We start from the raw sequence: 13,937 nt of genomic DNA, 5'->3' as shown, positions 1-13,937 counted from the left end.
CCCGGTGTCCACCACCGAAGCGGTCTAGGTTGGCAATCGAGGAACCGTCGACACCCAGGAGGGTCCGCTCAGCGATGACCACCACCCCAACGCACCCCCGCGAGGCGACCGTCGTCGAGGCCGCCCCCAAGCAACTGCTCATCGGCGGCAAGTGGCGCGACGCCACCGGCGCCCGCACCTTCGACGTCGAAGACCCCGCCACCGGCACCACCCTGTGCCAGGTCGCCGACGCCTCCCCCGACGACGCCCTGGCCGCCCTGTCCGCCGCCCACGACGCCCAAGCCGACTGGGCCGCCCACCCGCCGCGCGAACGCGGCGAGATCCTGCGCCGCGCCTACGAGATCATCATCGACCGCCGCGAGGACCTGGCGCTGCTGATGACCCTCGAAATGGGCAAGCCCCTGCCCGAGGCCCGCGGCGAGATCACCTACGCCGCGGAGTTCTTCCGCTGGTTCGCCGAGGAGGCCGTGCGCATCGGCGGCGACTACGCCGTGCCGCCCAACGGCAGCGGACGCTTCCTGATCACCCGCCAGCCCGTCGGCCCGGCGCTGCTGATCACCCCGTGGAACTTCCCCATGGCCATGGGCACCCGCAAGATCGGCCCCGCCATCGCCGCCGGCTGCACCACGGTCATCAAACCCGCCCACCAGACACCCCTGTCGATGCTGGCGCTGGCCGACATCCTGCGCGAAGCGGGCCTGCCCGACGGCGTGCTCAACGTCGTCACCGCCGTCGACGCCGGCGGCGTGATGGAACCGATGATCCGCGACCCGCGCGCCCGCAAGCTGTCGTTCACCGGCTCCACCGGTGTCGGCCGCAAGCTCATCGAGCAGTCCGCCGAGCAGGTCCTCAAGGTCTCCCTCGAACTCGGCGGCAACGCCCCGTTCCTGGTCTTCGACGACGCCGACCTCGACGCCGCCGTGGAAGGCGCCATGCAGGCCAAGATGCGCAACATCGGCGAGGCCTGCACCGCCGCCAACCGCTTCTACGTCCACGCCGACATCGCCCAGGCCTTCTCCGACAAGCTCGCCGAACGCATGTCGGCCCTGACCATCGGCCGCGGCGTGTCCGACGACGTCCAGGTCGGCCCGCTCATCGACGCCAAGCAGCTGGGCAAGGTCACCGACCTGGTCTCCGACGCCATCGCCCAGGGCGCCCAGGTCGTCACCGGCGGCCACACCCACGACGGCGACGGCTACTTCTACACCCCCACCGTCCTGACCGGCGTGCCCGAAGGCGCCCGCATGGCCACCGAGGAGATCTTCGGCCCGGTCGCCCCCATCACCACCTTCACCGACGAACGCGAAGCCATCGACAAGGCCAACAACACCGAGTACGGCCTGGTCAGCTACCTGTTCACGCAGAACCTGCAACGCGGCCTGCGCGTCAGCGAAGCCCTCGAAACCGGCATGGTCGGCCTCAACCAGGGCATCGTGTCCAACCCCGCCGCCCCCTTCGGCGGCGTCAAGGCCTCCGGCCTCGGCCGCGAAGGAGGCAAGCTCGGCATCGACGAATTCCTCGAAACCAAGTACATCTCCATCGGCGGCGTGTAACCCCAAGCCCCCGTTGTGGAGCCCCCGCCCTCACCGAGAGCGGGGGCTCCACAGCGTCCACGCCCCTACACCGCGGCCGGGCGCTCACCGGTCAGCGCAGCAGTCGTCCCCAACGCGATGTAGGTCGTGCCGGAGGCGATCTTCCCGCTTCGCCGAATTCGAGCACTGCGCCGAAGACGCTGTCCAGCGGCACCGGTGATCAGCGCATAGGAGACATCGCTGAGCGCGGTCACCGCCACCAACAGCACTCCGAGAACCCCGACTTGCAGGGCGGCAGGTGCCCCGGAGGGGTCGATGAACTGGGACAGGAACGCGAGGAAGAACAGCGCCGTCTTCGGGTTGAGCACCCCGACCACGACGCCCTGCCGAAACACCCGCCACCTCGGCGCCGGCTCCACCGGCTGCCCGATCCCACCCTCATCGCGCCGCAGCAGCGTGCGCAAACCCAGGTAGATCAAGTACGCGGCGCCCAGGTACTTCACCACGCCGAACGCCACGGCCGAGGCGGCCAGCATCGCCGACAACCCGACAAGGGCCGCGACCACGTGCACCAGGTTGGCCGTGGCCACCGCCAACGCCGACACGACCCCGCACCCGCGTCCCTGCACCAGACTCCGCGTCACGATGTAGAACACCGCCGGCCCCGGGGAAACCGCGAACAGCACCGCGGCGACGAGGAACACGACCAGACTCTCCCAGGACGGCATGACGAACTCCTCCCGCAGCGGAAACACACCATCACCCGACCGAACAACCCGGTCAACCGAATTAGCCGCCACAGCACGAGAAACACCAGGTCAACACCCCGTGGCACCCACGTCGCATTCTTCGGCGGACCTGTGCGGGTCTCAGCGTTCCGCCGTCGCGCAGCGGCGATCCCATGCGTCGTCCTCGTCGCACCATTCGACGTTGGTCGGGCGCCGGCCCGTTCGCAGGAATTCCGCCGCCGCGGCCATCACCACCGCGAGCGGCAACTCGGTGTTGGGAGGGAAGTCGTTCTCCTCGGAACCGAAGCCGTACCAGACGACCTCGGTGTTGGTCCCGTTGACTGCGACCAGCGATTCGCCCAGTCCCGGATGCGACCAGACCAGCACGCCACGATCACCGTTCACCCCGACCAGCAAACCCGGCTCACCTGGAGAACGCGGATCCGGGAACAGCTGCACGCAATACGCCCCGCTCGCCGCCTCATCGCGCAACGCCGCCCGCAGCTCCTCGACGCTGTTCAGGACAACTGTGCTTGACTCGTTCACGCTCAGCTGTTTCACGCCGCTCTTCTCCTGGTCCAGGGGCAAGGGAGCCAGAGCGAGCTCGCCGCCCGGAAGGGGCCGCGGAGGCCTCGTGTGAGCTCATCGCCGGTGTGATCGACAGAATGGATTGACAGGATGACGTCACCGCACAAGCCCGACAATTGGCGGACGTCGACACGGTCTCAGAACGGCGAAGCCTGCGTCGAGATCGGTCGGCTCCCGCACGGCCAGGCGGCTGTGCGCGACACCAAGGACCGTCAGCAAGGGTTCTTCACCGCCACAGCAGCGCAGTGGCGGGACTTCGTCCACGCGGTCAAGACCGATCGCTTCAGCGCCTGACACACGTGTGCCCGCCGGGCGGAAATCGTCCGGCGGGCACACGGTTTCGTGCAGGGGTTACTGGGCGAGGGAGCCGTTGAGGCGGTCGAGGGCGTCGTTCATGTGGCCCTCCAGGCGGGCCAGCAACAACGCCTCGTCGCCGACCTCGATGGCGTCGACCAGGCCCCGGTGCTCGTCGACGAGCGCTTGGACGTCGGCGTGGTACTTGTCCTGCAGCGCCGTCAGGCACATGCGCTTTTCCACCAGCAGCGTCTGGGCCATGCGCTGCAGCCGGGCACTGCCCGACACGCGCACCAGGGTCTCGTGGAACTCCTGGTCGGCATCGGCGAGCTCAATGGCATCGCCCTTGCCCGCCGCGGCCACCATCCGCGACTGCGCGGCGGTCAGCTCCGCCACCGCCTCCACCCGGTGATGCCGCACGATCTGCTCGCACGCCGCCCGCTCCACCGCCAGCCTCGCCAGGTAGATGTCGGCGACGTCATCGGTGTCGAGATCCATCACGAACAGCCCGCGATGCGGCTCGCTGCGCAGCAACCCCTCGGCCACCAGCCGCTGCATCGCCTCCCGCAACGGACCCCGGCTCACACCCAACCGCTGCGCCAGCTCCGCCTCACCCAACTGCGACCCCGGGGGCAACGACCCGTACATGATCGCCGCGCGCAGCTGATCGGCCACGATCGCCGCCGTGGACTTGCGCTGCACCGGCTCCAGCTCACCGGGCTGCTGGTTCTGCTCCTCGGTCCCGAGCACTGCGCTCACCATTTCCTCATCCGCGAAACGCGCTCACCGACCTGCGGCGAACAGCGCTCCCAATCCGTGCCGCGGCCGGTCGTCCCCGGCCAGCCGCAACGCCTCCCAGGCGCTGACCTGATTGGCGGTCAGCACCGGTTTGCCCACCCGCGCGTGCAGGTCCTCCAGCCAGGCCGCGGTGTGCAGCGCCGTGTCCGGCAGCAGCAGCGCCTCGGCCTCGGGGTGATCGTGGGCCGCGGCGAACTCCAGCACCGCCTCCCGGCCCAAGGTGCCGACCTCGGCGGCGGTGACGATGCCCCGCGCGGCCATCCCGACCACGTCCAGGCCCGCCGCGTGCAAGAACTCCACGAACCGGGCCGCCACCTCCGCCGGATACGTCGCCGCCACCGCCACCCGCGACACACCCAGGTGCGCGGCGGCGTGGACGAACGCGAACGACGTGCTCGAGGTGGGCACCCCGGTCACCGCGCGCAGCTTGTCGACCTGCTCGCGCGCCCCGTCCCAGCCGAAGACGAAACTGCCCGAGGTGCACGCCCAGATCACCGAGTCCACCGGGCCCAGCGCGCGGGCTCCCTCGGCCAGCACCTGCTCGGAGCCCACGTCCAGCAGCGCGTCCACCCGGTGGGCGTCCTCGCGCATGAGCGTGTGCACCAGCGGCAGGCGCACGTCCTCGCCCAGCAGGTGCTGCAAAGTCGGGTAGTCGTCTTCGGCGCTGAAGCCGGGATACAGAATTCCTGCGGTGTGCGGCACCGGGAAGCTCCATCCTGTGCTTGTCACGTCCAACGACCACGCCCTGCGCACCCGAAACGGGGTGTCGATTGTCGACAATGTTACCGCAGAGTTCGCGGCCGGTGGAGCGTTCGTGATGTCTTCTTTACGGCCCGAGAGCACCCGAACCGGTCACGCCGCCGAGGCACCCACCGCCTGCAGCAGCCGCTGCTCGGCACCCACCCCGGCCAGTCCCATCGCCCGCAACGCCGCCCACATCGTGACCTGATTGGCCGTGAGCACCGGCTTGCCCAACTCCTGCTCCAGCGGGCCGATCAAGTCGTAGGTGGGCAGGTTCGTGCACGAGATGAACACCGCATCGGCCTCCGGGCGGTCGGCGGAGCGCACGATCTCCACCACCTCGCTGTAGCGGGTGGTCCAGATCCGCCCGTCCAGCCCCAGCCCCTCGCTGGCGGCCACCCCGATGCCGTGCTCACCGAGGAACGCGCACAACCGGTCGGTGATGCCCACGACGTAGGGAGTGGCGATCGCCAGATGACCCACCCCCAGCAGCTCCAAGGCCTGCACCAGCGCACCCGAGGTCGTCACCGCCTCCGGCGCACCCGCCTCGCACATCACCTCCACCAGCCGCCGCTGCCCACCCGCACCGTCGACGAAACTGCCCGACGTGCAGGCGTAGGCCACCACCTCCGGCTCGGGCACCAGCAGATCACGGGTCGCCGCGTGCACCGCCGCCTCGTCCGAGACCAGGCTCGCCTGCTCCACGCTCACCGGAACCGGCACGAACGGCGTGCGCGTGACGTGCAGCGACACCTCCGGCGGCACCCACCGCCACAGCTCGCGGTCCAGCGCCAGGTCGAACGGGGCGATCACCCCGATCCCCCGCTGCGCACCCGGCCCCGGCATCGCGCCGAGGAAGTCCTCGGTGGTCATCGCCGCCGCCTACCGCTCGAACCGGTCGTAGCGCAGCGTCTCCCCGACGCTGCCCGAACGCCACACGTCGTTGCAGGCCTCGGCCATCTCGGCCAGCCCCTCCACGATCGTGGCGTAGACGTTGCCGGGCACCCAGCCCACGTCGCCGTTGAGCAGCAGGTTGTTGCGCCCGTAGAAGATCGCCAGGTCGATCACCCCCGGCAACTCCTCGATCCCCTTGTCCTGCTTGAACTCCCGGTCCAGCATGCCGCCGGGGAAGGAGAAGTAGACGACATCACCCGGGATGGGCGTGACCGTCGGGTTCTCCTGCCCGGGCTCGTCGGCGGCGAAGCGCGGAACCATCGTGTAGATCTCGTTGCGCGCGTACTTGGCGTGGTGCACCGGACCGACCTGCGGCAGCGCGTTCCACACCGCCTCGCAGGTGCGGGGAGCGTCGGCGTCGAGCAGCTCCGCCACGCACGACACCCCGCGCTTCTCCAACGTGATCGACAGGTACCTGGGCATAGATCCACTCCTGTGCGGTGATGATGCGAATGCACTCCCCTGCGTGCCGGCCCCGCCGTCGCCCAGTGGATTGTTGACAATCCTACGAACCGTTCCTAGCGTGTCAATGCCTCCCCGAACCCCCACTTCCACGCCCCGCACCGGGGGAAACACGCGCGTAACCGGCGTGGGAGACGATCACCCACCACCCCTGCGGACCTAAGGTCAACGGCATGAGCCACACCCGCCCCACCGTCGTCGTCCTCCACGACGGCGACGCCCCCGCCGAAATGGCCCGCATCGCCGAGCACGCCGACCTGCGCTACGCCACCGGCGACGAACTCCCCCACGCCCTGCCCGGCACCGACGCCCTGTTCGTGTGGGCCTTCCGCTCCCAGGCCATCGCCGACGCCTGGCCCCACGCCGACGCGCTGCGCTGGATCCACGCCGCCAGCGCCGGAGTCGACCGCCTGCTGTTCCCCGAACTCCGCGACTCACCCGTCGCCCTCACCAACTCCCGAGGCGTGTTCGACCAGCCCATCGCCGAATACGTCCTCGGCACCGCGCTGACCTTCACCAAGGACATGCACACCACCCTGCGCCTGCAAGACCGCAAGCAGTGGCAGCACCGCGTCACCGACCGCCTCGCAGGCAAAACCGCACTCGTCATCGGCACCGGACCCATCGGCCGCGCCATCGCCCGCCAGCTCACCGCCACCGGCGTGCACGTCGCCGGAGCCGGCCGCACCGCACGCACCGGCGACCCCGACTTCGGCGACATCCACGCCTCCGACGAACTCACCCGCGTCGCCGGCGACTACGACTTCCTCATCTGCGCCGCACCCCTGACACCCCAGACCCACGGGCTCATCAACGCCGACGTCCTCGCCGCCATGCGCCCCACCGCCCGGCTCATCAACGTCGGCCGCGGTGAGCACGTCGACCAGCCCGCCCTGATCACCGCCCTGCAGCAAGGCCAGATCGCCGGAGCCGCCCTCGACGTCTTCGACACCGAACCGCTGCCCACCGACTCACCCCTGTGGGAGATGCCCAACGTGCTGCTCTCCCCGCACATGTCCGGCGACACCCTCGGCTGGACCGACGAACTCGTCGACCTGTTCCTGCACAACCTGCGCGCCTTCACCCACGGCACCGACCTGCGCAACGTCGTCGACAAGCACCGCGGCTACGTCACCACCTGACACACCTTCCGGAGACGCCATGGCCCGCACCCGGCCCACCGAGCTGTCCGCCACCGAACTGCTCGCCGCCTACGCCGCCGGAACCCTCTCCCCCGTCGAAGCCTGCCAAGCCGTCCTGCAGCGCATCGACGACCACGACCCCGCCATCAACGCCTACTGCCACCTCGACCCCGACACCACCCTCGCCGCAGCCCGCCAATCCGAGCAGCGCTGGCACCGCGGCCAACCCGCAGGACGCCTCGACGGCGTGCCCACCTCCGTCAAAGACCTCTTCCTCACCCGAGGCCACCCCACCCTGCGCGGCTCCCGCACCATCGACGCCGCAGGCCCCTGGACCGAAGACGCCCCCGCCGTGGCACTCCTGCGCGCCCACAACGCCGTGCTCGTCGGCAAGACCACCACCCCCGAACTCGCCTGGAAAGGCGTCACCGACAGCCCCCGGCACGGCATCACCCGCAACCCCCACGACACCTCCCGCACCGCGGGCGGCTCCTCCGGCGGAGCGGCCGCAGCCGTCGCCAGCGGCATGGCACCCCTGGCCCTGGGCACCGACGGCGGCGGATCCGTGCGCATCCCCGCCTCCTTCTGCGGCATCGCCACCCTCAAACCCACCTACGGCCGCATCCCCCTCTACCCGGCCAGCCCCTTCGGCACCCTCTCCCACGCCGGACCCATGACCACCACCATCACCGACACCGCCCTCATGCTCGACGTCCTCGCCCACCCCGACCCCCGCGACTGGTCCGCACTACCCGCACCCACCGACTCCTTCCTCGACCACCTCGGCGGACCGCTCACCGGCCTGCGCATCGCCGTCAGCCACGACCTCGGCTTCGGCACCCCCGTCGACCCGCAGATCGCCCACGCCCTCACCCGCGCCGCCACCGCCTTCGAAGAACTCGGCGCCCACGTCGAGACCACAGACCCCGGCATCACCGACCCCCGCGAGGACTTCCACGTCCTGTGGTTCGCCGGAGCCGCCAAAGCCACCGAACACCTCACCGACGACCAGCGCGCCACCCTCGACCCCGGACTCGCCGAGATCTGCCGCCACGGCCTCACCTACACCGCCCAGGACTACCTCGAAGCCACCAACACCCGCATGATCCTGGGCCAGCGCATGGGCGCCTTCCACCAGACCTACGACCTGCTGCTGACCCCCACCACACCCATCCCCGCCTTCGCCGCAGGCCGCGAATCCCCCACCGACGGCGACCGCTGGACCAGCTGGACGCCCTTCACCTACCCCTTCAACATGACCCAGCAGCCCGCCGCCAGCATCCCCTGCGGCCGCACCGACGACGGCCTGCCCATCGGCCTGCAGATCATCGGCGCCCGCCACCACGACGCCACCGTCCTGCGCGCCGCCCACGCCTACGAACAAGCCCACCCCTGGCCGCGCACCACCACACCACGCGGCTAGCGACACGATCACACAGGACAGAGCCCTAGTCCCACGCTGAGAGGACGTGCTTGATGCGGGTGTAGTCCTGCAGCCCATGCACGCCGAAATCCCGCGCCGACGCCGAATGCTTGAAACCCGAGTGCGGCATCTCCGCCACCAGCACGTCATGGGTGTTGATCCACACCGTGCCCGCCAGCAACCGCCGCGACATCCGCATCGCCCGGCCGTGATCACGCGTCCACACGCTCGCCGTCAACCCGTAGCGCACCCCGTTGGCCAACACCACCGCCTCGTCCTCATCAGCGAACGACTGCACCGTCACCACCGGACCCAGCACCTCGTGCTGCACCAGCTCATCGTCCTGACCCACCCCGTCGACGACCGTTGCCTCCAAGAAGAAACCCCGCTCACCCCGACGCCGCCCACCGGCCACCACCCGAGCCCCCTCCGGCAACCGCGCCAACCGCTCCAACACCCGCTCCAGCTGACCAGCGCTGTTGAGCGGACCGAACGCCGCATCCACGTCCTGCGGCGGACCCGGCCGCCACCGGCCCGCGCACTCCACCAACCGCCCCACCAACTCCTCCCGCACCCCCTCCTGCACCAGCACCCGGCTCGCCGCCGTGCAGCTCTGCCCCGCGTTGCCGAACGCCGCCGACGCGATCCCCTCCGCAGCACGCCCCAGATCCGCATCCGCGAACACCACCGCGGGCGCCTTACCACCCAACTGCAGATGCGCCCGCTTCAAATCCACCGCCGCCGACCCCGCCACCTCCATGCCCGACCGCACCGTGCCCGTGATCGAGAACATCCCCGGCACCTCGTGCGCCACCAACGCCCGCCCGCTGTCACGATCCCCGCACACCACGTTGAGCACACCCGGCGGCAGAACCTCACCCGCCCACTCACCCACCAGAACCGAACTCACCGGCGTGGTCTCCGCCGGCTTGAGCACCACCGCGTTACCCGCCGCCACCGCCGGCCCGATCTTGGCCGCGGCCTGCACCAGCGGATGCGTCCACGACGTCACCGCCGCGCACACCCCGATCGGCTCCCGACGCGTGAACGACGTGCACCCCGACACGAACTCACCACCGGCCGTACCCGGCTCCACCCGCGCCGCACCCGCGTAGAACCGCAGCAGATCCACCGCCCACGGCAACTCCCGGCCGCGCACCACCTCGAACGACTTGCCCGTCACCCGGCACTCGGCCAGCACCAGCTCCTCGGCCCGCGCCTCCAGCACCGCCGCCAACCCCAGCAACGCCTCCTGACGCTGCCGCGGCGTGGACCCCGACCACGACTCGAACGCCGCCGCGGCCACCGGCATCACCGCATCGACATCGGCCCACCGCGACAGCGGAGCCGACCCGCACACCTCACCGGTGCTCGGATCCACCAGCTCCGACCTCGCACCACCCACCGCCGGAACCGACTCGCCGCCGACCAGGTTGCGCAGCTGCCACCCCGTCACGCCACACCCCTCGGAACCGGGCCGGTCGCCTGTGACCGGCCACCGGCTCCGAGGCTAACGCCGCGACCTCACCGCCGAGCGGGCTCGCGCAACCACCACTGCGCGACCGTCCCGATCACCAGCAGCGCCAGCACCGGCAGGAACGCCCACCGGTAGCCCACCGCCGGATCCAGACCCGACACCAGCTCCAGCACCGCACCGACCAGCAGCTGGATCAGCACCGCAGCGCTGAAACCACCCATGTTCACCACACCCGTGGCAGTACCGGAGCGGTGCTCGGCGTTGGCCATCCGCGCACCGTCGAAGGCCAGCATCGCCGCACCCCCGGCCACACCGATCGCCAGCAGCGCCACCACCAGCAGCGGCAGCGGCAACGCACCCGGCCAGCCGACCATCAGCCCCCACACGACCACGACCAGCACCGACAACCCCAGCGTGTAGCGCTCACGCCGCCGCGGCCTGCCCGACACGTACTGCCCGGCCAGCCACGACCCCGCGATGAACCCGAGCACGCTCAGCAGCAGCAGCGAACCGATCTCCGACTGGCCGTGCCCCTGCGCCTCGCCCAGCCACGGCCCGCCCCACAGCGTGGTGATGGCGACGAACTGGGCCATGAGCACGAAGTGCGTCCAGAACGAGTGCCCCGTGCCGCGCTGGGCGATCACCGCCCGCAGGCTGTGCACGATCCGCTCACCCACCGGCTCGGACTCACCCGGCTCCGGAGCCGGGGCCGAGGAGTCGCGGTCGCGGATGATCAGCGCCGCCGCCAGGCCCAGCGCCGCGGTCAGCGCCGCCGCGCCCAGGAACGTGGGCACCCAGCCCAGCGAGTGCAGCGACAGGCTCAGCGGCAGCGTCGAGACGACCTGGCCGAGACCACCGGCCAGCCCGGTCAGCGCCGCGACCTTGCCGTAGCGCTGCGGCGGGAACCAGTGCGCGGCCAGCCGCAGCACGTTGGTGAACATGAACGCGTCACCGAAGCCGATGAGCATCCGCCCGGCGATACCGCCTACGATCGACCCGCTCAGCGCGAACACCGCCGAGCCCACCGCCAGGGCGATCATGCCGCCGGTGATGACCTTGCGGGGTCCGAGCCGGTCGGCCAGCAGTCCGGCCGGGATCTGCAGCACCAGGTACACGCCCAGCTGCAGGGCGGAGAACAGGGCGAGCACACCCGGTCCGGCGTCGAAGCGCTGCACGGCCTCGGGCGCGGCCACGCCCAGCCCGGCGCGGTGGAACAGCGCCGCGCAGTAGCACAGCGCCCCCACGCCCCAGATCAGCCAGGCCATGCGGCTCGTTGCGCCCGGCCCGCTGCTCGCCCGGTGCGGCGGCGCGGCTTCGACTGTGGTGGACACGTGCTACCCCTCCCCGAAAGAAAACAACTTGTATCCATCTTAGATACAAGAGGGGTGGAAGTAGGATGCACACGTGTCGAGCGCAACAGCATCCGAAACGCCGGCGGCCGACCGCGCGTACCAGCACGTCAAGTCCGGACTCCTCGACGGCAGCTTCCCCGACGGCGAGCTGCTCAGCGAAGGAGAGGTGGCCGGCGCCCTGCAGATGTCGCGCACACCCGTCCGCGAAGCCTTCCTGCGCCTGCAATCGGAGGGCTTCCTCAAGCTCTACCCCAAGCGCGGCGCCCTGGTCGTGCCGGTCGGCGCCGGCGAAGCCCGGGCCGTGATCGAGGCCCGGCTGGCCCTGGAGAGCTTCGCCATCGACAAGCTCGCCATCGAAGGCGCCGAGGCGATGGCCGCCATCGGCCGCGAGCTGGCCGCCCACCCGGCCTGCGACGGCACCGACCTCAGCGACGCCGAGATGCACGTCGCCGACCGCGCCTTCCACGCCACCCTCGTCAGCGCCGCCGGCAACCCGGTGGTCACCGACCTCTACAACACGCTGCGCGACAAGCAGATGCGCATCACCGCCACCGCCCGCACCCACTCCGCGCGCGAGCGCATCACCCACCAGCACGGCGTCCTGGCCGACACCCTCGCCGCCGGAGACGCCGAGCAGACCAAGGCCCTGCTGCGCGAACACCTGCTGGGCACCGTCCGCGCCCTCGGCATCGCCGGGGGCCCCTACCTGGACCCCTCCTCCGAGGCCTGAAGCCGGTTCTTCGGTGACGTGGTGTGCGGAGGTGCGATGTGGAGCATTGATTTCGGCGTGCACTGAAATCACAAAGGCTGTTAACTGAAAGGGGTGTTGTCGAAGAGCGCTCGGATTCGACCGGCCGCATCATCGGCCCAGGAACGAACACGCCTCGGCCGTCATCGTCGCCGACCGCAGCGGCACCATCGTCCTTCTCAACGACGCTGCCGAAGGGCTCTTCGGCCACCCCCGCGCCGAAGCCCTCGGCGCCAGCCTCGACCTCATCGTGCCCGGCGACTACCGGCAGGCCCACTGGGACGGCTTCCACCGGGCCATGGACACCGGTGAGTCAGGCCTGGAGGGCACCGCCATCCACCTGCCCGTGACCTGCCACGACGGCCGAATCCGGGTCTTCCCCGGCATGTTCAGCGTCCTGCGCGACCCCTACGGCCACGCCCTCGGCGCCGCGGCCACCTACACCGCCGCCCGCGACGACGCCCAGCCCTTCACACCCCTGGAACTCCCCGCCCAACGACTGCGTCCCGGCGCCGGATGACCGGCACCGGGACGCAGTCGCACTCGCACTGCTGTCGAGCTCAGCCCTGTTCCGGCGGCTGGGACACGTTGGCGGGCGGAACCTCCTTGCGGGCCACCGCTTCCGCGGCGCGCACCGCTTCGGCGACCTCCGGGTTGGTGGAGGTGTCGAACCAGGACTGCACCGACTCCTCGACGTCCTCGGCCGGCGGGGCGTCGGTGTGCTCCTGCGGCGGCTCGTAGCGGAACACCCCGTCCTCGCCCTGGGCGCCGAGCATCCGCGCGAAGCCCTCCAGCGACTTGCCGAAGTCGCTGGGCACCATCCACACCTTGTTCGCGTCGCCCTGAGCCATCTCCGGCAACGTCTGCAGGTACTGGTAGGCCAGCAGCTCCGGAGTCGGCTTGGACCGCTTGACCGCCGCGAAGACCTTCTCGATCGCCTTGGCCTGACCCTGCGACTTCAGGTACTGGCTGGCCCGATCACCCTGCGCGCGCAGGATGCTGGACTGCCGGTCGGCCTCGGCGGCCAGGATCGCGGCCTGCTTTTCACCCTCGGCCGCCAGGATCGCCGACTGCTTCTGCCCCTCGGCGGTCTTGATCGCCGACTCCCGGGTGCCCTCGGCGTTGAGGATCATCGCGCGCTTCTCCCGGTCGGCGCGCATCTGCTTCTCCATCGAGTCCTTGATCGACGGCGGCGGGTCGATCGCCTTGAGCTCCACCCGCGCCACCCGGATGCCCCACCGCCCGGTCTCGGTGTCGAGCACCCCGCGCAACTGCGTGTTGATCGCGTCGCGGGAGGTCAGCGTCTCCTCCAGGCTCATCGCGCCCACCACGTTGCGCAGCGTCGTGGTCGTCAGCTGCTCCACGGCCACGATGTAGTTGGAGATCTCGTAGACCGCCGCCCGCGCATCGGTGACCTGGAAGTACACCACCGTGTCGATCGACACGGTCAGGTTGTCCTGGGTGATCACCGGCTGCGGCGGGAACGACACGACCTGCTCCCGCAGGTCGATGCGCGCCCGCACCCGGTCGAAGAACGGCACCAGCAGGTTCAACCCCGGCTGCGCCACCGTCCGGAACCGGCCCAGCCGCTCGATCACCGCCGACTGCGCCTGCGGCACCACCATCACGGCCTTGACCACGACGATGAGCACCAGCAGCACCACGACCACCAGCACGATCAGTTCGGCCATCCCCACA

General features: G+C 70.4%; 14 protein-coding genes and 1 pseudogene. 6 read left to right on the top strand and 9 right to left on the bottom strand.

Annotated features, from left to right (window positions below; genetic code table 11):
• Positions 1–74 precede the first annotated feature (74 nt).
• Positions 75–1,553 (top strand): NAD-dependent succinate-semialdehyde dehydrogenase, encoded by a 1,479-nt coding sequence (locus BM424_RS17010; protein ID WP_093418892.1) that lies wholly within the window; start codon positions 75–77, stop codon positions 1,551–1,553.
• A gap of 65 nt (positions 1,554–1,618) precedes the next feature.
• On the opposite strand, the gene BM424_RS17005 is transcribed toward BM424_RS17010, so the two are convergent.
• Together BM424_RS17005 and BM424_RS17000 are read right to left on the bottom strand one after the other, a co-directional pair.
• Entirely contained in the window at positions 1,619–2,260 is a 642-nt protein-coding gene (locus tag BM424_RS17005) for a LysE family translocator (RefSeq protein WP_093419299.1), read from the bottom strand.
• Positions 2,261–2,401: 141 nt separating this feature from the next.
• Complete coding sequence (locus BM424_RS17000; protein ID WP_175548133.1) at positions 2,402–2,821, bottom strand: Imm1 family immunity protein; 420 nt, start codon at positions 2,819–2,821, stop codon at positions 2,402–2,404.
• A gap of 117 nt (positions 2,822–2,938) precedes the next feature.
• Here BM424_RS17000 and BM424_RS16995 point away from each other — a divergent pair, with 117 nt between their 5' ends.
• Positions 2,939–3,142 carry a DUF397 domain-containing protein gene (locus BM424_RS16995; protein WP_093418887.1) on the top strand — a complete coding sequence of 68 codons (204 nt, stop codon included), beginning with the start codon at positions 2,939–2,941 and terminating at the stop codon, positions 3,140–3,142.
• Positions 3,143–3,199: 57 nt separating this feature from the next.
• Here the strand turns inward: BM424_RS16995 and BM424_RS16990 are convergent, their stop codons facing one another.
• The 4 genes from BM424_RS16990 to BM424_RS16975 form a co-directional block, all read right to left on the bottom strand.
• Positions 3,200–3,892: a GntR family transcriptional regulator gene (locus BM424_RS16990; protein WP_245775934.1), complete on the bottom strand. Its 693-nt coding sequence runs from the start codon at positions 3,890–3,892 to the stop codon at positions 3,200–3,202.
• A gap of 33 nt (positions 3,893–3,925) precedes the next feature.
• Complete coding sequence (locus BM424_RS16985; RefSeq protein WP_093418882.1) at positions 3,926–4,642, bottom strand: maleate cis-trans isomerase family protein; 717 nt, start codon at positions 4,640–4,642, stop codon at positions 3,926–3,928.
• A gap of 150 nt (positions 4,643–4,792) precedes the next feature.
• Positions 4,793–5,554 (bottom strand): maleate cis-trans isomerase family protein, encoded by a 762-nt coding sequence (locus BM424_RS16980; protein WP_093418880.1) that lies wholly within the window; start codon positions 5,552–5,554, stop codon positions 4,793–4,795.
• 9 nt (positions 5,555–5,563) lie between these two features.
• A complete protein-coding gene (locus BM424_RS16975) occupies positions 5,564–6,058 on the bottom strand; it encodes a DUF3830 family protein (RefSeq protein WP_093418877.1) in 495 nt (164 codons plus the stop codon).
• 212 nt (positions 6,059–6,270) lie between these two features.
• On the opposite strand from BM424_RS16975, the gene BM424_RS16970 reads away from it, so the two are divergent.
• Together BM424_RS16970 and BM424_RS16965 are read left to right on the top strand one after the other, a co-directional pair.
• The gene (locus tag BM424_RS16970) at positions 6,271–7,239 is read left to right on the top strand and encodes a D-2-hydroxyacid dehydrogenase (RefSeq protein ID WP_093418875.1); all 969 of its coding nucleotides are present in this window, start codon (positions 6,271–6,273) and stop codon (positions 7,237–7,239) included.
• 19 nt (positions 7,240–7,258) lie between these two features.
• Positions 7,259–8,662 (top strand): amidase, encoded by a 1,404-nt coding sequence (locus tag BM424_RS16965; RefSeq protein ID WP_093418872.1) that lies wholly within the window; start codon positions 7,259–7,261, stop codon positions 8,660–8,662.
• Positions 8,663–8,687: 25 nt separating this feature from the next.
• Here BM424_RS16965 and BM424_RS16960 read toward each other — a convergent pair whose 3' ends face one another.
• Together BM424_RS16960 and BM424_RS16955 are read right to left on the bottom strand one after the other, a co-directional pair.
• Positions 8,688–10,118 (bottom strand): aldehyde dehydrogenase family protein, encoded by a 1,431-nt coding sequence (locus BM424_RS16960; protein WP_093418869.1) that lies wholly within the window; start codon positions 10,116–10,118, stop codon positions 8,688–8,690.
• Between the two features lie 68 nt (positions 10,119–10,186).
• Complete coding sequence (locus BM424_RS16955) at positions 10,187–11,470, bottom strand: MFS transporter (protein ID WP_245775904.1); 1,284 nt, start codon at positions 11,468–11,470, stop codon at positions 10,187–10,189.
• A 73-nt stretch (positions 11,471–11,543) separates the two neighbouring features.
• Between BM424_RS16955 and BM424_RS16950 the strand changes: the two genes are divergently transcribed.
• A complete protein-coding gene (locus BM424_RS16950; RefSeq protein WP_093418864.1) occupies positions 11,544–12,221 on the top strand; it encodes a GntR family transcriptional regulator in 678 nt (225 codons plus the stop codon).
• Positions 12,222–12,378: 157 nt separating this feature from the next.
• A pseudogene (locus BM424_RS16945) lies at positions 12,379–12,759 on the top strand (PAS domain S-box protein); the annotation flags it as partial.
• Between the two features lie 40 nt (positions 12,760–12,799).
• Here BM424_RS16945 and BM424_RS16940 read toward each other — a convergent pair.
• Positions 12,800–13,930 (bottom strand): SPFH domain-containing protein, encoded by a 1,131-nt coding sequence (locus BM424_RS16940; RefSeq protein ID WP_093418859.1) that lies wholly within the window; start codon positions 13,928–13,930, stop codon positions 12,800–12,802.
• Positions 13,931–13,937 lie beyond the last annotated feature (7 nt).

The sequence above is a fragment of the Saccharopolyspora flava genome, from assembly GCF_900116135.1.
Taxonomy (GTDB): Bacteria; Actinomycetota; Actinomycetes; order Mycobacteriales; family Pseudonocardiaceae; genus Saccharopolyspora; species Saccharopolyspora flava.
The sequence above is the reverse complement of the archived record's forward strand: the minus strand, read 5'-3'. Positions and strand labels throughout refer to the sequence as shown.

Coding starts and splice junctions, on each gene's coding strand:
- BM424_RS17010 (WP_093418892.1), top strand. CDS start 75: ATGACCACCACCCCAACGCACCCCCGCGAGGCGACCGTCGTCGAGGCC.
- BM424_RS17005 (WP_093419299.1), bottom strand. CDS start 2,260: ATGCCGTCCTGGGAGAGTCTGGTCGTGTTCCTCGTCGCCGCGGTGCTG.
- BM424_RS16995 (WP_093418887.1), top strand. CDS start 2,939: ATGACGTCACCGCACAAGCCCGACAATTGGCGGACGTCGACACGGTCT.
- BM424_RS16980 (WP_093418880.1), bottom strand. CDS start 5,554: ATGACCACCGAGGACTTCCTCGGCGCGATGCCGGGGCCGGGTGCGCAG.
- BM424_RS16975 (WP_093418877.1), bottom strand. CDS start 6,058: ATGCCCAGGTACCTGTCGATCACGTTGGAGAAGCGCGGGGTGTCGTGC.
- BM424_RS16970 (WP_093418875.1), top strand. CDS start 6,271: ATGAGCCACACCCGCCCCACCGTCGTCGTCCTCCACGACGGCGACGCC.
- BM424_RS16965 (WP_093418872.1), top strand. CDS start 7,259: ATGGCCCGCACCCGGCCCACCGAGCTGTCCGCCACCGAACTGCTCGCC.
- BM424_RS16940 (WP_093418859.1), bottom strand. CDS start 13,930: ATGGCCGAACTGATCGTGCTGGTGGTCGTGGTGCTGCTGGTGCTCATC.